The 17,315-nt window shown below is 63.9% G+C and carries 15 protein-coding genes; 13 read left to right on the top strand and 2 right to left on the bottom strand.

Annotation, left to right across the window (positions count from 1 at the left end):
- Nucleotides 1-9: 9 nt before the first annotated feature.
- Together NKJ13_RS06805 and erpA are read right to left on the bottom strand one after the other, a co-directional pair.
- Nucleotides 10-399 (bottom strand): VOC family protein, encoded by a 390-nt coding sequence (locus tag NKJ13_RS06805; RefSeq protein ID WP_352479794.1) that lies wholly within the window; start codon nt 397-399, stop codon nt 10-12.
- Nucleotides 400-401: 2 nt separating this feature from the next.
- Nucleotides 402-749: an iron-sulfur cluster insertion protein ErpA gene (erpA, locus tag NKJ13_RS06800; RefSeq protein ID WP_352737150.1), complete on the bottom strand. Its 348-nt coding sequence runs from the start codon at nt 747-749 to the stop codon at nt 402-404.
- Between the two features lie 73 nt (nt 750-822).
- Here erpA and NKJ13_RS06795 point away from each other — a divergent pair, with 73 nt between their 5' ends.
- The 13 genes from NKJ13_RS06795 (at nt 823) to NKJ13_RS06735 (ending at nt 17,302) form a co-directional block, all read left to right on the top strand.
- The gene (locus tag NKJ13_RS06795; protein WP_352689945.1) at nt 823-2,037 is read left to right on the top strand and encodes a deoxyguanosinetriphosphate triphosphohydrolase; all 1,215 of its coding nucleotides are present in this window, start codon (nt 823-825) and stop codon (nt 2,035-2,037) included.
- A gap of 61 nt (nt 2,038-2,098) precedes the next feature.
- Entirely contained in the window at nt 2,099-3,856 is a 1,758-nt protein-coding gene (argS, locus tag NKJ13_RS06790; protein ID WP_352737149.1) for an arginine--tRNA ligase, read from the top strand.
- Nucleotides 3,857-3,959: 103 nt separating this feature from the next.
- Nucleotides 3,960-7,619, top strand: a complete 3,660-nt coding sequence (locus NKJ13_RS06785; RefSeq protein ID WP_352777453.1) for an SPOR domain-containing protein — start codon at nt 3,960-3,962, stop codon at nt 7,617-7,619.
- Between the two features lie 118 nt (nt 7,620-7,737).
- A complete protein-coding gene (gene nagZ, locus NKJ13_RS06780) occupies nt 7,738-8,757 on the top strand; it encodes a beta-N-acetylhexosaminidase (protein WP_352737147.1) in 1,020 nt (339 codons plus the stop codon).
- Nucleotides 8,758-8,815: 58 nt separating this feature from the next.
- A complete protein-coding gene (locus NKJ13_RS06775) occupies nt 8,816-9,616 on the top strand; it encodes a segregation and condensation protein A (protein WP_352689972.1) in 801 nt (266 codons plus the stop codon).
- Nucleotides 9,613-10,392 (top strand): SMC-Scp complex subunit ScpB, encoded by a 780-nt coding sequence (gene scpB, locus NKJ13_RS06770; RefSeq protein WP_352737146.1) that lies wholly within the window; start codon nt 9,613-9,615, stop codon nt 10,390-10,392. Before NKJ13_RS06775 ends, scpB begins: the two co-directional genes overlap by 4 nt.
- A 178-nt stretch (nt 10,393-10,570) precedes the next feature.
- Nucleotides 10,571-10,792, top strand: a complete 222-nt coding sequence (locus NKJ13_RS06765; RefSeq protein ID WP_292664900.1) for a twin-arginine translocase TatA/TatE family subunit — start codon at nt 10,571-10,573, stop codon at nt 10,790-10,792.
- A gap of 28 nt (nt 10,793-10,820) precedes the next feature.
- Nucleotides 10,821-11,507, top strand: coding sequence for a Sec-independent protein translocase protein TatB (gene tatB, locus NKJ13_RS06760; protein ID WP_352777451.1), 687 nt, complete (start codon nt 10,821-10,823; stop codon nt 11,505-11,507).
- A complete protein-coding gene (gene tatC, locus NKJ13_RS06755; RefSeq protein ID WP_254818322.1) occupies nt 11,504-12,367 on the top strand; it encodes a twin-arginine translocase subunit TatC in 864 nt (287 codons plus the stop codon). Before tatB ends, tatC begins: the two co-directional genes overlap by 4 nt.
- Before the next feature lie 414 nt (nt 12,368-12,781).
- Nucleotides 12,782-14,086 carry a serine--tRNA ligase gene (gene serS / locus NKJ13_RS06750; protein ID WP_352505849.1) on the top strand — a complete coding sequence of 435 codons (1,305 nt, stop codon included), beginning with the start codon at nt 12,782-12,784 and terminating at the stop codon, nt 14,084-14,086.
- On the top strand, nt 14,086-14,844 hold the full coding sequence (gene surE / locus NKJ13_RS06745) for a 5'/3'-nucleotidase SurE (RefSeq protein WP_352505850.1): 759 nt from the start codon (nt 14,086-14,088) through the stop codon (nt 14,842-14,844). The genes serS and surE overlap by 1 nt, the downstream gene beginning before the upstream one ends.
- Nucleotides 14,841-15,506, top strand: coding sequence for a protein-L-isoaspartate(D-aspartate) O-methyltransferase (locus NKJ13_RS06740; protein ID WP_352479785.1), 666 nt, complete (start codon nt 14,841-14,843; stop codon nt 15,504-15,506). The genes surE and NKJ13_RS06740 overlap by 4 nt, the downstream gene beginning before the upstream one ends.
- Before the next feature lie 263 nt (nt 15,507-15,769).
- Nucleotides 15,770-17,302, top strand: a complete 1,533-nt coding sequence (locus NKJ13_RS06735; protein WP_352505852.1) for a peptidoglycan DD-metalloendopeptidase family protein — start codon at nt 15,770-15,772, stop codon at nt 17,300-17,302.
- The last annotated feature ends 13 nt before the right edge of the window (nt 17,303-17,315 follow it).

The following is a 17,315-nucleotide window of genomic DNA, read 5'->3' as shown; positions in this document are numbered from 1 at the left end:
GTCCGGAGACTAGCGATCCGGTGGATGACGTTCGACAAGGCCGATCGTATTGCCTGCCGGGTCCTTTAGGAAGGCCATCCATTCGCTTTCCCCGGCTTGGCCGAACAGGCCTTCGGTGTCGCGATGAACGAGCGCTGGCGGCGCGGTGAAGGGGATGCCGGCGGCCTTTGCCGAAGCGTGGAACTCGTCGAGGCCCGATATATCGAGATAGACGGTGCCGGCCGGCAGGCCGTCGGTGAAAAGCAGGCGCACGTCACCGGCCAGGATGAAGGCGATGCCCGGCGGGTCGAAACGCGCGTGCAGGCTCATGCCGAGCACTTCGCGCCAAAACGCCAGCGTCGCATCGAGGTCGCGCCCGGCGGAAAGCGCGACCTGACGGACCGCGCCGATGTGAGGCATTTCTAGATGGAGAAGCTGGTGCCGCAGCCGCAGGAGGCGACCGCATTGGGGTTTCTGATCTGGAACGACTGGCCCATCAGATCGTCGACGAAATCGATTACCGAGCCGCCCATGTAGACCAGCGACAGGTCGTCGATAAGTACGGTGGCGCCGTCCTTTTCGATGGCGACGTCGTCGTCATTGCGCCTGTCGACCAGATCGAACTTGTAGGAAAAGCCGGAACAGCCGCCGCCCTCGACCGAAACGCGCAGCGCCGTCTTACCGGCTTCGCTCGTCACAATCTTGGCGATCCGCCTGGCGGCGGCGTCGGTCATCTCGACTTTCATGGCAGTCTTGGCATCAGCGCCCATGGGCGTCACCTTGCATTCGGTTTCGTATGATAGGTATGAAGCGCGACGGGGCAAGTCAACTGCGGCATACGCTATGACCAACGAGTTGGGCGACATCGGATTCGGCTATCGGCCGCGCGCGGCCTATGCCAGCGACCCGGCAAAGTCGCGCGGGCGGTTGTTCGACGAGGTGGAAAGCCCGACGCGCACGCCGTTCCAGCGCGACCGCGACCGCATCATCCATTCGACGGCGTTCCGCCGGCTGAAGCACAAGACGCAAGTGTTCGTCGCACACGAAGGCGACCATTACCGCACGAGGCTGACGCATTCGATCGAGGTCGCGCAAATCGCACGCGCTCTGGCGCGGGCACTGCGCGGCGACGAGGACCTGGCCGAGGCGGTGGCTCTGGTGCACGACTTCGGCCACACGCCCTTCGGCCATACCGGCGAGGACGCGCTGAACGACAAGATGGCCGCCTGGGGCGGCTTCGACCATAATGCGCAGTCGCTGCGCGTGGTGACGCGGCTGGAGCGGCGCTATGCCGAGTTCGACGGGCTGAACCTCACCTGGGAAACTCTGGAGGGGCTGGTCAAGCACAATGGCCCGCTGACCGATGCCAAGGGCAAAGGGCTGAAGGGGCCGGTGCCGCAGGCGATCCGCGACTATTCCGAACTGCACGACCTCGAGCTCGACCGCTTCGCCGGTATCGAGGCGCAGTGCGCGGCGATTGCCGACGACATCGCCTACAACACCCACGACATCGATGACGGGCTGAGGGCAGGGCTGTTGACGCTCGATATGCTGGAGGGCGTTTCGCTGCCGGGGTCGATCCTCAAGGGCGTGCGTCAGCGCTATCCGGCGCTCGATGACGTACGCACCGGCCACGAGCTGATGCGCCGGCAGATCACCATCATGGTCGAGGACGTGATCGTCTCGACGACGGCCAATCTGGCGCGCATCAAGCCTGACAGCGCCGAAGCGGTAAGGGCGGCCGGCGAGACGATGGTGAGCTTCTCCGCCGAGACGGCCGTATCGGAAAAGGAGCTGAAGGCCTTTCTTTACAAGCATCTCTACCGGCACGCGGACGTCATGCGGGTGCGCGCCGAGGCCGACCAGATCGTCCGAGACCTGTTCGACGTCTATTTCGCCGATCCGCGCGCCATGCCGGATGGCTGGCGCGAAGGGCTCGACCGGGCAGAGGACCGCGTCAAGGCGCGCAGTGTTGCCGATTTCCTGGCCGGCATGACGGACACTTATGCGCTCAAGGAACACAGGCGTTTGTTTGACCATACGCCGGATTTGAGCTAGGGCGGGCTCGATTTTGCCGGCCAGCGAGCCGGACCCCTGCAAAACCGTCAGAGCCACAGCAATGAACATCTTCGCCGATTTCAACGCGCGAATCATAAAGGCCGTCGAAGCGCTTGATTTGAAAGACAAGGATGGCGCGTCGCCGGACCTGTCGCGCATCGCTGTCGAGCCGCCGCGCGATGCCAGCCATGGCGACCTCGCGACCAACGCTGCCATGGTGTTGGCCAAGCCGACCGGCCAGAATCCGCGCGCGCTGGCAGAAAGGCTGGCCGAGGGGCTGCGCGCCGACGAGGATATCGCGGCCGCCGAGATCGCCGGCCCGGGCTTCGTCAATCTCAGGCTCAAGGACGGCTTCTGGCAGGCGCATCTGACGGCGCTGCTCGGCGAAGGCCGCAATTACGGCCGCTCGACGATCGGCGGCGGCAAGAAAACCAATGTCGAATATGTCTCGGCCAACCCGACCGGGCCGATGCATGTCGGCCATTGCCGGGGTGCCGTGGTCGGCGACGCGCTGGCCAATCTGATGGCCTTCGCCGGTTACGACGTGACCAAGGAATACGTCATCAACGATGCCGGTTCGCAGATCGACGTGCTCGGACGCTCGGTCATCCTGCGCTACCGCGAAGCGCTCGGCGATGAGATCGGCGAGATTCCGGCCGGGCTTTATCCAGGCGACTATCTGATTCCCGTTGGTCAGGCGCTGGCCAGCGAATTCGGCCGCTCCCTGCTGCAGATGCCGGACGAAGAGGCGCTTGCCATCGTCAAGGACAGGACGATCGATGCGATGATGACGATGATCCGCGAGGATCTGGCGCTGCTCAACGTGCATCACGACGTCTTCTTCTCCGAGCGGACGCTGCATGCCAACAATGCGAAGAAGATCCGCTCGGCGATCAGCGACCTGACGCTGAAGGGCCACATCTATAAGGGCAAGCTGCCGCCGCCCAAGGGCGAGAAGCCGGAGGACTGGGAGGACCGCGAGCAGACGCTGTTTCGCTCGACCGCAGTCGGAGACGACATGGATCGGGCGCTGGTCAAGTCGGACGGCACCTTCACCTATTTCGCCGCCGATGTCGCTTACCTCAAGGACAAGGTCGATCGCGGTTTCGTCGATCTGATCTATGTGCTTGGCGCCGATCATGGCGGCTATGTGAAACGGCTGGAAGCGCTTGCCCGGGCGATTGCCGGCGACGAGGTCAAGCTTACCGTGCTGCTTTGCCAACTGGTGAGGCTGTTTCGCGCTGGCGAGCCGGTTCGTATGTCGAAGCGGTCGGGCGAGTTCGTGACCTTGCGCGAAGTGGTCGAGGAGGTCGGCCGCGACCCGATCCGCTTCATGATGCTCTATCGCAAGAACGACGCGCCGCTCGACTTCGACTTCGCCAAGGTGACCGAGCAGTCGAAGGATAATCCCGTATTCTACGTGCAGTATGCCTCGGCGCGCTGCCATTCGGTGTTCCGGCAGGCGAGCGAGCAATTGGGCGAGGCCATGTTCGACCGCAACCAGCTGGCCGCCGAAGTGGCTTTGCTGACCGACGAGGGTGAGATCGGCCTGATCAGGAAGCTCGCCGAATATCCTCGGCTGATCGAAGCCGCGGCCCTCGCGCTCGAGCCCCACCGGCTGGCATTTTACCTCTACGAACTCGCTTCCAGCTTCCACGGACACTGGAACCGCGGCACCGACAATCCCGACTTACGTTTTGTTAAGGTTAACGACCGACAATTGACGCATGCCAGACTAGGGCTGGTGCAGGCTGTTTCGGACGTTTTGACGTCCGGCCTGACGCTGATCGGAGCCAATGCGCCCACCGAAATGCGTTAGGTTTGAGTAAAAAACCTGTCACCTTTTGCCCACATTGCGCTGGTAAGGGCCAACCCTACGCGACGTCCATGGCGTCCGAATGAGTGCGAGTTCGGGAACAATAATGGCAGACAGAACCCAGCTGAGAGCAGCCGACCACAACGACATCGCCAACGATGATCCGTTCGCGGAACTGACCAGGATCATGGGGTTCGACCCGCGCCAGCCGGTCAAACCGCAAACGCCGGCCCAGCCGAAAACCGCTGCCGCCGAACCGTCGGTGGGCGAGGGCGATTTCGAGATCGATCTCGAGAAGGAGTTGATGGGCGAATTCGGCGCCGACGCCAAGGACAATGCTTTCTCTGTCGAGCTTCGCGAGCCGGCACCCGAACCGGCTACCACGGATGAGATGGAGGACGCGCTTGCCGCCTCGTTCGACCAGGATTTCGCGTTCGGCGACAGTGCGGCGGATGATGGTGCTGCTGTTGCGGCCGCTCCTGTTTCCCCCGACGAAATTGCCTCCGGCCCCGAAAGGGCATTCGCTCCCGCTGTCGAGCCGGAGTTCGACGAAGAGTTCGATAATGCCGTCGCCGGCTCGCTCGAAGACGTGTCGCCGTTCGAGGACGACCTTTCGAGTGACGACGACCCTGCCGCCTCGCTCGACCAGGAATTTCGGCTCGACGACGACGTGACGGGCGAGGACGCGGTGACGGGCGATGAACCGAGGACCGCAGCCGAGGCGATCGAGCCGGTCGACCAGCCCGCCTTCGACCCCGCCTTGGACCATGAGTTCGACGACGCCGTGGCAAGTTCACTCGAAGACGAGCTGATGCTCGAAGAGCATGAGCCGATGGAGCAGGCGGTCGCCGTTGAAACGGCGGCGCAAGCGGCCGCGCCTGCGTTCGATGCTGAGTTCGACGACGCGGTTGCAAGCTCGCTCGAAGACGAGCTGATGTTCGACGAGCAGGAGCCGGCTGATAACGCCGCCCCGGTATCGCCGGTTGAGGCGGCCGATGAGAATTTTGCCGGCCATGCCGATGATGATGTCGACATGGACTTCGACGTTCGTGCGAACGAGCCTGCCGAAATCGAAGAACCAGAGTTTATCGAAGAGCTGTCGATCGAAGAGCCAGAGGCCGCCCGGCTTTCCGGCACGGCCGCTGAAGCGGCGCTCGACGACGATTTCGATCTGAGCTTCGACGATGCGCCTGCCGAGCACGCCGAACAGCCCGTAGCGCAGGTCGTTGCAGCCGAACCAGCGGCCCAGGCCGCCGCCGTCGTCCCAACGGCCCCAGTGGCCGAGGAACGCAGCCTGGAGGACGAACTGAACGCGCTGTTGGGTGCGATGAGCACACGGCCGGCACAAGCGGTCAACGAACCTCAGACAAGCCAGCAGCCTGCCCAGAAGCCCGTGATGGCTGTTCAGCAGCCCATCGCGCCGGTAATTCAGAAGCCAGCAGTGGCTGCCGAACAGCCAATGGCGGCGGTCAAAGATGCCGCCAACGACCCGGTGCATGCTGTCGACGAGCTGGATTGGGAACTCGACGAGCACGAGCCCGCTGAGCCGCAGCAGTCCAGTGCCGCCGATGACGCCGATCTTGGCAGTGTCCTCCTCGATGAGCTTGAAGGCGAGGATTTCGGTGTTGAAGCCGCTACCGGACCTGCGGGTGATTTAGACAACGATGCGCTCGACGCCGACTTCGCCAGGAACATCGGCCTGGATCATAATTCGGCCGACAAGAGTGCGGCAGCTGCTGCCGAAGAAGACCCGCTCGATGCGCTGAACTGGCTGACGACACGCGCCACGCCGCCCGAGCCGGCCCGCTCGTGGAGCCGCGTGACGCCGGTCGCACAGCCTCAACCCGCTTTTGCAAGCCAGCCGGTGGCTTCGGCGCGTCCGGCACCACCGCCGCAGCCGGCTGCAACGCCGTCCTATCGGGCCGCACCGGTCGAAGAGAGGCCGTCCTATGAAGGCCAGGTATCCCGTGAAGATAGGTCATCCTATGAAGATCGGCCCGCCTACATGGAAGCTGCGCCAAGCTCGCATCAACAGCCTTCCGCCTATGACGAGATGCCCGATGTCGAGACGGTCGACGTGCCCGAGCGCGTCGTGGCGCTGGCGGACGATCTCGACATTCCGGAGCTCAACTTCGACGATGACGAGCCGGTGGCGCCCGCCTACGACGATCTCGATGCCGATTTTGCCAGCCTTCTCACCGAAATGAATGCCACGGATATAGCGCCGGCCCCGGTGCGCAGTGCTGGCTATGACGATGAATACGATGCCGGCTTCGCGTCTGGCTACAAGCAAGATCGCGGCGAGACGCGCGCCTATGGCACCAAGCCTGCGGAAGCCCCTGTCAGCCCGGCAGCCGCTTCCTATGCGGATGCAGCGGACGGTTTCGATCTGGGCTCGTTGCCCGGCGGCCAGCCGGTTTCGCAAGCCGACGATTTCACCTTCGATGAGCTCGACTACGATCCCGAACTGGACGAGGAGATGTCGGTTCCCGGCCTCGCCGAACGCGAGGCCGAAAGGCAGCCGCGCAGGCGCGGGCTGCTGATAGGTGCGGTGGTCGGCGCCGTTGCGATCGCCGGCGGCCTTGGCGCCTTTGCGTTGACCCTCGGCGGCAAGAGCGGCGGCGATGCGCCGGTCATCGTCAAAGCCGACAACAGGCCGATCAAGATCAAGCCGGAAAATCCAGGCGGCACTGTCGTGCCGAACCAGGACAACAAGGTTTATGACGCTGTGGCCAAGGGCGCCAAGCCCGCCGAGCCGGTTCAGCAGAAGCTGGTCACCAACACCGAAGAGCCTGTCGACCTGAAGGCCAACGAACCGGAGAGCCGCGTCGTCGATCTTTCGCCCAATGACCCCGATGCCGCAGACGATATCGACGCGCTCGGCACCGAGGCGTCTGATAGCAATGCGTCTGGCACCAACGCGCGTGACACCAGCGCGCCTGACACCAATGCGCTTGGCACCGCGGCTGGCGATACCGTAGCCGCCGCACCGGCGCCCAAGTCCGAGGATCGCATCGCGCAGGTTCTGCAGGAGGCCGAGAAGGGTGCCGAGACCGTCGCCGTTGCGCCGCGCAAGGTACGGACCATGGTCGTGAAACCTGACGGCTCGCTGGTGGCGCGCGAAGATCCGGCGCCAGCCGCCCCGCAGATGGCTGCTGCCGAGCCGGCCGATCCGGCGCCGCAGCACGTGGCTCCGGCCGCCCAGGCCGACGCCGCTGCGCAGACCGGCACCGTGCCCCTGATCGACCAAATGACAAGCGACCCGAAGATTGGCGACCCGAAGATTGGCGACCAGCCGAGTGGCGATCAGGCGAGCGGCGATCAGGCCGAAACCTCCAAGCTGCGGCCGGCGCCCAAGCCCGAGACAAAGGCTGAAGCCCAGCCGTCAGCCAGCAAGCAGTCGGCCACCACCCCGGCCACGGTTCCGGTGGCGCCGCAGCGCCCGTCCGACCAGCCGGTCGACGTGGTCGGCGAGGTCAAGCCCGATCAGGTTGCTTCCATCGATCCGGCCGCGGCCGGCGCTGGTTCTTGGTCGATACAGATCGCTTCGCAGCCGACAGTCGAAAGCGCCCAGGCGACTTACCAGGATCTGCAGCGCCGCTACGGCAGCGTGCTTTCCGGCCGCACCGCCAACATCGTCAAGGCCGAGATTGCCGGCAAGGGCACCTTCTACCGCGTCCGCGTTCCGGCGCAGTCTCGCAACGAGGCGATCAAACTGTGCACCAGCTACAAGGCCGCCGGCGGCAATTGCTTCGTGTCCCACTAGCGGCACCAAAGCCCCTCGAAAAGCCGGCGCCCGCGCCGGCTTTTTTGCGTGAACGGAAACCTTTGGAGGCAATTGCGGGCGATTCCCTTTGTCGTCGCGAAGCTCTAAACTGTTCCGCATGACCGAATCAAAATCCATGATCCTCGGCTGCGCCGGGAAATCACTGAGCCGCGACGAGATCCGATTCTACCGCAACGAATGCCCGTGGGGCTTCATCCTGTTTGCGCGCAATATCGGCGAGACCGAGCAGATCCGCGATCTGGTCGCCGCCATGCGCGACTGCGTCGGGCGTGCGGACGCGCCGGTATTCATCGACCAGGAGGGCGGCCGCGTGCAGCGCCTGCGGCCGCCGCTGGCGCCAAACTATCCGGCTGCCGGTGCACTCGGCGCCTTGTGGCGCGACGACCATGACGCCGGCACCCGTGCCGCATGGCTAATGGCGCGGCTGCATGCCTTCGACCTGCTGCGCTACGGCATCACGGCGGATTGCCTGCCGGTGCTCGATGTGCCGATCGAGGGCGCCAGCGACGTCATCGGCGCGCGCGCCTATGGCAAGGAGCCGCGCGCCGTCATCGAATTGGGTCGCGCCGCGGCGGAAGGCCTGATGGCAGGCGGCGTGCTGCCGGTGATGAAGCATATTCCCGGTCATGGAAGGGCCTTCGCCGATACGCATTTCGAACTGCCCACCGTCGATGCCTCGATCGGCGACCTGCAGCGGCATGATTTTGTGCCATTCAGGGAGCTCAACCATTTACCGATGGCGATGACGGCGCATGTCGTCTATAGCGCGATCGACCCGAAGAACCCGGCCACCACATCCGGCAAGGTCATCGAAAAGATCATCCGCGGCGAAATCGGCTTCGACGGTCTGTTGATGAGCGACGACACTTCGATGAAGGCACTTTCTGGGGATTTCCCGTCAAAGGCGGCCGCTATCCTTGCGGCGGGCTGCGATCTGGTCCTTCACTGCAACGGCGTGTTCGAGGAGATGGCCGGCATTGCATCGCGAACGACCGGCCTTGAAGGCAAGTCGTTTGAGCGCGCGGAGCGGGCGCTGACCTATATCAGGAACCGTGACGTTGCGGACGAGACCGAGATTCGGGCCGAATTTGCCAGTTATTTCGACGCGGTAGCCTAGCATCAAAGGAAGCTAAGTGGCGGAAGCATTGGACCTGAAGGCCGGCAAGGCCGCACCGATGGACCGCTTGTGGGCCGAGAACGACGATTCCCGGCTGACCGGCGATCCGGCGTTGGTCGTCGATGTGGCCGGTTTCGAAGGTCCGCTCGATCTTCTGCTGCATCTTGCCCGCAATCAGAAGGTCGACCTGTCGCGCATCTCGATCCTGGCGCTGGCCGAACAGTATCTGGCATTCGTCGAGAAGGTGAGGGCGCTCAGGCTGGAGCTTGCCGCCGACTATCTGGTGATGGCAGCGTGGCTGGCGTTTCTCAAGTCGAAGCTCCTGATCCCCAAGCAGCCCGGCGACGAAGGCGAAAGCGGCGAGGAACTGGCGGCGGTGCTGCAGTTCCGGCTGAAGCGGCTGGAGGCGATGCGCGACGCGGCGGCACGGCTGGTCAACCGCAACCGGCTCGGACGCGACGTGTTTGCACGCGGCATGCCGGAGATGGTGATCGTCGAGAGGCGCAATGCCTATTCGGCCTCGCTCTATGACCTGTTGACCGCCTATGCCCAGCAGCGCCAGAAGCAGGCGATCACCAATGTGACGATTGCCAGGCGCGGCGTGTGGTCGCTCAAGGATGCGCGCGACGTGCTGACCAGGCTGATCGGGTCGCTGCGCGACTGGACGGCGCTCGACAGTTTCCTGGTCGAATATCTGGCCGGCCCGGAAGACCGGCGCACCGCGGTTGCCAGCTCGTTTGCCGCGACACTGGAACTGGTGCGCGAAGGCAAGATGGAAATGCGGCAGGACCAGGTGTTCGCGCCGCTTTATCTGCGCGGCCGCGCCCAGGCCATCAAGATAGTCGAGGTGACATCATGAGCGAACGCGCCAACGCTTCGATCATTCCGTTCAAGGTCGAGGACGACGCCGAGCAAGGCGCGGTCGCCGAGAATCCGGCACAAAATCAGGGGCAAAATTTGTCGCGGAATCCTGGCGAGCGGCTGCATATGGCGGAGGCCGTACGGATGGCCGAGGCGATCGTATTCGCCAGCGCCGAGCCGGTCAGCGAAAAACAGCTCACTTCGCGACTGCCCGACGGCATCAACATTGCCGCGGCAATGGCCGAACTGCAGCAGATCTATGCGCGGCGCGGCGTCAATCTGGTGCGCGTCGGCGATGCGTGGGCGTTTCGCACCGCCGGCGACCTCGCCTTCCTGATGAGCCGTGACACGGTGCAGCAGCGCAAACTGTCCCGCGCTGCCCTCGAAGTGCTGGCGATCATCGCCTACCACCAGCCGGTAACGCGCGCCGAGATCGAGGACATCCGCGGCGTCGAGACGTCAAAGGGGACGCTCGACACGCTGATGGAGACCGAATGGGTGAGGATGCGCGGCCGGCGCCGCACGCCCGGCCGTCCCGTCACCTATGGCACGACCGATATTTTCCTCGACCATTTCGCGCTGGAGGAGATACGCGATCTCCCCGGCATGGAGGAATTGAAGGGTGCGGGGCTGCTGTCCGGCCGTATGCCGTCGAATTTCTCGGTGCCGCTGCCGCCGGCCGATCCCGATGCGCTCACCGACGACGAGGATCCGCTGACCGATATCGACCTCGAGGAACTCGGTCTTTTGACGCCGCGCGTCACGGAAGATTGAGCCGAGCGCCATCTTAAAGCCACAGGCAGGATGGAACTGCGCCGATTGGTAGCGGGCCGCCGTGCCGAAAGTGCGTGACTTCGGCGACTCATTCATGAACTCTGTCGCAGTTCTGTTTGAATCCGAACCCGAAAGCGCATAGATCAGCGTCTGGGAAACCGTTCGAGAGAGATTTGCTATGGGTTCATTTTCGATTTGGCACTGGATGATCGTTCTGGTGATCGTGCTGCTGGTCTTCGGCCGCGGCAAGATCCCCGAGCTGATGGGCGACATGGCCAAGGGCATCAAGAGCTTCAAGAAGGGCATGGCGGACGACGAGACTGCCGACGACAAGCGCACCGTCGAACACCGTGCCGACGAAACCGTTTCGGTACCGAAGGAAAAGGCCAGCAAAAGCTGAGCCCAAACTTTAGTCGGAACGTATAGCCATGTTCGAAGTCGGCTGGACCGAGATGCTGGTGATCGCGATCGTCATGATCGTGGTCGTCGGGCCCAAGGATTTGCCCAACATGCTGCGCACCTTCGGTCGCACGACGGCGAAGCTGCGCGCCATGGCTTCCGATTTCCAGCGGCAGTTCAACGACGCGTTAAAGGAAGCCGAACTCGACGACGTCAAGAAGTCGGTCGATTCGCTGAGAAGTCTCAATCCGGCAGCCGAGATCAGGAAGCAGCTCAATCCATTCGAACAGGCCGCCGCCGACGTCCGTTCCGGGGTCGATGCCGTGATGAAACCCAAGCCGGCCGTCGATGCCGCCGCTTCGACGGAGCAGGCAGCCGAGCCGCTGAACAACGGCGCAACGACGATGCCGGGCGTCAGCCCGCCGGAGCCGACGCCGGCCACGCCGATTTTTCCGGCGATGACGGACGAGTCCGTCGTGGCGCCGGCCGTGCAGGCGCAAACGGCTGCAGCGGCAGTGCCGCAAAAAGCATCTGCGGCAAAGAAGAAGCAGGCGCCCGTGAAAGCCGCGGCCGCCGCGCCGGCCAAGCCGGCAAAGACCGCTGCGCCAAAGGCCGCCGCAAAAGCTGAGCCGAAACCGCAGTCGTCAGCAGCGAAGAAGCCGGCGGCAGCAGCGAAGAAGCCGGCCGCCAGGAAAACGGCGGGAGCCGCCAAGTGAGCGTTTCGGACAAGGAAAAGGACGAGATCGAAAAATCGTCGGCTCCGCTGATGGAGCACCTGATCGAGCTGCGCCGGCGGTTGATCTGGTCGATCGGCGGTTTTTTCGTCGCCTTCCTGGTCTGCTTCTTTTTCGCCAAGCGGCTGTTCAACCTTCTGGTCATTCCGTTCAAATGGGCCACGCAATGGGCCGGGCTCGACCCGCACAAGGTCGAGCTGATCTATACGGCGCCACAGGAATTCTTCTTTACCCAGGTCAAGCTCGCCATGTTCGGCGGCATGGTCATAGCGTTTCCGCTGATCGCCACGCAGATCTACAAATTCATCGCGCCCGGCCTCTACAAGAACGAACGCAATGCCTTCCTGCCGTTCCTGATCGCCTCGCCGATCCTGTTCCTGATGGGCGCGTCGCTGGTCTATTTCTTCTTCACGCCGATGGTAATGTGGTTCTTCCTCGCAATGCAGCAGACCGGCACCAATGACCAGGTGCAGATTTCGCTGCTGCCGAAAGTGTCCGAATATCTCAGTCTGATCATGACGCTGATCTTCTCCTTCGGCCTGGTGTTCCAGTTGCCGGTGGTGACAAGCCTGATGACGCGGGTCGGCATGCTGTCGTCCACGGCCCTTGCCGAGAAGCGTAAATGGGCGATCGTCATCGCCTTCGTCGTGGCGGCGGTGCTGACGCCGCCCGACCCGATGAGCCAGATCGGCCTCGCCATTCCGACGATCCTGCTCTACGAGGTCTCGATCTGGTCGGCCCGGTTGATCGAGCGCAGCAAGGAGCGCGACCGTGTGGCCCGCGAGAAACAGGACGCCACCGAAGAGGTGGCCGACAAGCCGGCGGACGCGTCATCGACGTAGGTTCGGTTGAAGCGGACAGCATCTTTCTTCCAGCCGCTGCAACTTTGTTCTTGCTTTGTGCCGGCAGCTATGCTACTAATTTGGCTATGGTGCCAATTGGCTCCAAAAACCCGCCCACTCAGGGCGGGTTTTTTGTTTCTTCCTTTTGAAGTTCCGGTGTTGCCGCCTGAGGTCGGCGGGACAGCGCCCCCCTCTGTCCTGCCGGACATCTCCCCCACTTGGGGGGAGATTGGCAACTTCGCCGATGGCTTGCTTTTTCAGCGCCGGAGATTGGCGAAAGCCGCAGTGACGGCCGATCTCCCCACCCGTGGGGGAGATGTCCGGCAGGACAGAGGGGGGCGCGAAGGAACTCTGCCTTGACGCCTTGCATCGATGCGGTTTACCCCCTCTGGCCTACTCAAGGACGAACAGACCATGCTTGACATCAAATGGATTCGCGACAACCCGAAGGCCCTTGTCGAAGCGCTCCAGAAGCGCTCGTGGTCGGCTGAGGATGCGCGGTCCACGGTCGACGACTTGATCGCGGCGGATGAGGCGCGGCGCGAGCATCTGACCGAGCTGCAGGCCAGACAAGAACGCCGCAACGCCGCCTCGAAGGAGATCGGCAATGCCATGCGCTCGGGCGACGCCGCTCTTGCCGAAAGGCTGAAGGCCGAGGTCGGCGAGATCAAGGCCTTCATCCAGAATGGCGAGGCGCGCGAGCGCGAGCTCGACAAGGCGCTGAACGATGTGTTGGCTGTGCTGCCAAACGTGCCGTTCGACGACGTGCCGGTCGGCAAGGACGAGCACGACAACGTCGTCAAGCGCGTCGTCGGCGAGGTGCCGACGCGGCCGAACTGGGTGAAGGAGCATTTCGAGATCGGCGAAGCGCTCGGCATGATGGATTTCGAGCGGGCAGCACGGCTTTCCGGCTCGCGCTTCACCGTACTCAAAAGCGGCCTGGCGCGGATGGAACGCGCGCTCGGCCAGTTCATGCTGGATCTGCACACCACCGAGCACGGCTATGTAGAGATCCAGCCGCCGTTGATGGTGCGCGACGAGGTGCTTTTCGGAACCGGGCAACTGCCGAAATTCGAGGAGGATTTATTCTTCGTTCGGCACGGGGACGGCAGGCTTGGCCTGATCCCAACCGCCGAAGTGCCGCTCACCAATCTCGTTCGCGACGAGATCACGCCGCACGAAAAACTGCCGCTGCGCTATACGGCGCTGACGCCGTGCTTCCGCTCCGAGGCGGGCTCGGCCGGGCGCGACACGCGCGGCATGCTGCGCCAGCACCAGTTCTACAAGGTCGAACTGGTGTCGATCACCGACCAGGAGACTTCGGTTGCCGAGCATGAGCGCATGACCGAATGCGCCGAGGAGGTGCTGAAGCGGCTCGGCCTGCCGTTCCGCACCGTGACGCTGTGCACCGGCGACATGGGCTTTGGTGCGCGCAAGACCTACGACATCGAGGTCTGGCTGCCCGGCCAGAATGCCTATCGCGAGATATCGTCGTGCTCGGTATGCGGCGATTTCCAGGCGCGGCGCATGGACGCCCGCTACAAGGACAAGGACGGCAAGGGCAACCGCTTCGTCCACACGCTGAACGGTTCGGGCACCGCCGTCGGCCGCGCTCTCATTGCCGTCATCGAAAATTACCAGAACGAGGACGGCAGCGTAACCATTCCTGAAGCGCTTCGGCCTTACATGGGCGGTCTGGAAAAGATCGAATCGACATAATGCGCATCCTTCTGACCAACGACGACGGCATCCATGCCGAGGGCCTTGCATCACTCGAACGCATCGCGCACACGCTGTCGGACGACGTCTGGGTGGTGGCACCGGAACAGGATCAGTCCGGCTATGCGCATTCGCTGTCGATCTCGGAGCCGCTGCGGCTCAGGAAAATCGGCGAAAAGCACTTTGCGGTGCGCGGCACGCCGACCGACTGCGTCATCATGGGCGTGAAGAAGATCCTGCCCGAAGCGCCTGACCTGATCCTGTCCGGCGTCAATTCCGGGGCCAACATCGCCGACGACGTCACCTATTCGGGCACGGTCGCCGGCGCCATGGAAGGCGCGCTGCTCGGCGTGCGCTCGATCGCCATCAGCCAGGCCTATTCCTATGTCGGCGAGGACCGCGTCGTTCCCTACGAGACCGCCGAAGCGCTGGCGCCGGCGCTGCTCGAAAAGCTCGTCGCCATGCCGTTGCCGGACGGCGTGCTGCTCAACGTCAATTTTCCGAATTGTACGCCGGAAGAGATCGCCGGAACTGTGGTTACTTCGCAGGGCAAGCTGGTCCACAGCCTGTGGGTCGACGAGCGGCGCGACGGGCGCGGCTTGCCTTACTACTGGCTGCGCTTCGGCCGCGAGCCGGTCGAGGGCAAGCAAGGCACCGACCTCCATGCCTTGCGCAATCGGCTGGTGTCGGTGACGCCGCTGCAGCTCGATCTCACCGCGCATGAAATCCGCGATCAACTGGCCAAGGCGCTCGCATGAACTCAAACCACGCTGCAACGGTCGACGAGCGCGAAGGTTTCGCTGCCTTCCTGCTTCGCCTGCGCGGCAGGGGCACGGTGCCGAAGGCGCTGATCGCCGCCTTTGAGGCGACGCCGCGGCGCGGCTTTCTGTCTCCGCATTTTCACTCCATAGCCTGGTCGGACCGTATGCTGCCGATCGAATGCGGCGAGGCCATCGAAGGCGCCGACCTGCAGGCGGCGGTGATCGCGGCACTTGCGATCGAGCCGGGCAACCGCGTGCTCGAGATCGGCACCGGGTCGGGCTACACGGCGGCGGTGATGTCGCGGCTTGCCGCGCGGATCGTCACCATCGACCGTTACAAGACGCTGGCCGAACAGGCCCGGCAGCGCCTTGAGGCACTCGCCATCGGCAATGTCATCGTGCGTCAGGCGGACGGTTCCAACGGACTGGCCAACGAAGCGCCGTTCGACCGCATCGTTGCCTGGGCGGCCTTCGACAGCCTGCCGCGCTTTCTCCTCGATCAATTGTCGAGCGGCGGCATCGTCATCGCGCCGATCGGACCCGACGAGGGCGAGCAGGTGCTGGCCAAGCTTACCAAGGTCGGCAGCCGCTTCGAACGCGAGGATATCGGCCTGGTGCGCCTGCAGCCGATCCTGCACGGTGTCGCCGCAGTGATCTAGGCTGTGTCGATATTCAGGTGAGGTCGGCCTGCAAATGGCGGTTTCCTCCGCTTCCGGTGCTCATGTACCCAAAAGTACGCTCCGCTCCGGTTCTCGGAACCTACCATTTTCGGCTCGGCCTGACCTGAATCTCGGCACACCCGGCGCCCGGATCCTGGAATATTTTAAGAAAATTTGCGCCTGATTCTACAGGTTTAACCGACCGGTAACATTAACGCGCTTTAATCACACTCAGTTGTACCGGGTCTGTGCGGGTTAGTGCGATGCAATTCAGTGTTTTGAAGGCAAACGGACGCAATCTGGCGCGTGGCTGCGCCGTCCTCATGATCGCAGGCGCTGCGACGGGGTGTAGTTCCCAGGTGGCGCGGTTCAACAGCGTCGACGACGTGTTCACCGCCTCGACCAACAACCAGCGCGCCATCATCGACAAGCAGGATGCTGCCCAGCCCTATCCGGGCGATGTTGCGGCCGCGCCGATCGACGGCAGCCACACCCAGTCGGTCAGCCGCTCAAGCCTCGAACCGGTCACGGCGCAGCAATTGCCACCGCCGGCTCCCGCCCTGGCACCTGCCGCCCGGCCGGTGCGTACCGCTGCCGCGCCGGCCCTGGCGCCTGCCGCTCCTCGTGTCGACAGGACGGCAACCGGCACCGTCGCTCCGGCGGCAAGGCCGTTCAAGAACGCCGAGCCCGACGCGCCGCGCATGGCGACGGCCGCCGGCGCGCCGCATGCAACCGAGATCGTCGTCAAGGACGGCGAGACCATTTCCGGCCTGTCACGGCGCTACGGCGTGCCGGCCGATGCCATCATGAAAGTCAACGGGCTGAGCGCGACCAAGGGGCTGAAGACCGGCCAGAAGCTCGTCATCCCGGCCTATGCGTATTCGAGCAACGGCGCCGCGCCGAAAGTCGCCGACGCCAAGCCCGCGAACGGCACCAGGCACGACCAGCCGGCCGAGGCGCCGGCGAAGGTGGCCGTGCTGCCGCAGCAACCGAAGCTCAGGGAAGGCAAGTCTGCCGCGCAGGTGGACGCCTCGGCTGCCGCGAGCCAGCCGAAGGATGGAAAGACTGCGGCGAAGGTGGCTTCGGCGACGGCCAAACCGGCCGGTACCGGCGGCACTTACACGGTTCAGCAAGGCGATACGCTGTCCGCCATTGCCAGAAAGACCGGCGTCGGCGTCGTTGCGCTGAAGCAGGCGAACGGCATGCAGGATGGACTGCTCAAGATCGGCCAGACCCTGAAAGTGCCGGCAGGCGGAACCGCTGTCGTCGCCGGCGTGAAGCCGGCAAAGGTCGATCCGGTGACGACGGCTACCACCCAGCCGCCGGCCAAGGCCACGCCGACGCAGACGCTCGCCTCCTACACGCCGCCGAAGAAGGATGCGAAAGTCATCCAGCAGGCCGAGGACGACGATGCGGTGGCGCCGGACGCGACCGGCATCGGCAAGATGCGTTGGCCGGTGCGCGGCCGCGTGATCTCAAGCTTCGGCGGCGGCAAGGACGGCGTCGACATTGCCGTGCCCGAGGGGACGCCGGTCAAGGCGGCTGAAAACGGTGTCGTCATCTATGCCGGTGACGGCCTCAAGGAATTCGGCAACACGGTGCTGGTGCGGCACGAAAACGGTCTGGTCACTGTCTACGGCCACGCCAGCTCGATCGAGGTGCAGCGCGGCCAGAAGGTCAAGCGCGGCCAGGAAATCGCCCTGTCCGGCATGAGCGGCACCACCGACTCGCCGAAACTGCATTTCGAAGTGCGCAAGAACTCGGCGCCGGTCGATCCTTCGACCTATCTCGAATAGACGACGAAAAGCG

The sequence above is a fragment of the Mesorhizobium sp. M0174 genome (genome assembly GCF_040322275.1).
Lineage (GTDB): Bacteria > Pseudomonadota > Alphaproteobacteria > Rhizobiales > Rhizobiaceae > Mesorhizobium.
This window is presented reverse-complemented; position numbering and strand designations above follow the sequence as displayed.

Bases quoted from the DNA above. Each gene is read 5' to 3' on its own strand.
- NKJ13_RS06805 (WP_352479794.1), bottom strand. From the start codon at position 399: ATGCCTCACATCGGCGCGGTCCGTCAGGTCGCGCTTTCCGCCGGGCGC.
- erpA (WP_352737150.1), bottom strand. From the start codon at position 749: ATGGGCGCTGATGCCAAGACTGCCATGAAAGTCGAGATGACCGACGCC.
- NKJ13_RS06795 (WP_352689945.1), top strand. From the start codon at position 823: ATGACCAACGAGTTGGGCGACATCGGATTCGGCTATCGGCCGCGCGCG.
- argS (WP_352737149.1), top strand. From the start codon at position 2,099: ATGAACATCTTCGCCGATTTCAACGCGCGAATCATAAAGGCCGTCGAA.
- NKJ13_RS06785 (WP_352777453.1), top strand. From the start codon at position 3,960: ATGGCAGACAGAACCCAGCTGAGAGCAGCCGACCACAACGACATCGCC.
- nagZ (WP_352737147.1), top strand. From the start codon at position 7,738: ATGACCGAATCAAAATCCATGATCCTCGGCTGCGCCGGGAAATCACTG.
- NKJ13_RS06775 (WP_352689972.1), top strand. From the start codon at position 8,816: ATGGACCGCTTGTGGGCCGAGAACGACGATTCCCGGCTGACCGGCGAT.
- scpB (WP_352737146.1), top strand. From the start codon at position 9,613: ATGAGCGAACGCGCCAACGCTTCGATCATTCCGTTCAAGGTCGAGGAC.
- NKJ13_RS06765 (WP_292664900.1), top strand. From the start codon at position 10,571: ATGGGTTCATTTTCGATTTGGCACTGGATGATCGTTCTGGTGATCGTG.
- tatB (WP_352777451.1), top strand. From the start codon at position 10,821: ATGTTCGAAGTCGGCTGGACCGAGATGCTGGTGATCGCGATCGTCATG.
- serS (WP_352505849.1), top strand. From the start codon at position 12,782: ATGCTTGACATCAAATGGATTCGCGACAACCCGAAGGCCCTTGTCGAA.
- surE (WP_352505850.1), top strand. From the start codon at position 14,086: ATGCGCATCCTTCTGACCAACGACGACGGCATCCATGCCGAGGGCCTT.
- NKJ13_RS06740 (WP_352479785.1), top strand. From the start codon at position 14,841: ATGAACTCAAACCACGCTGCAACGGTCGACGAGCGCGAAGGTTTCGCT.
- NKJ13_RS06735 (WP_352505852.1), top strand. From the start codon at position 15,770: ATGCAATTCAGTGTTTTGAAGGCAAACGGACGCAATCTGGCGCGTGGC.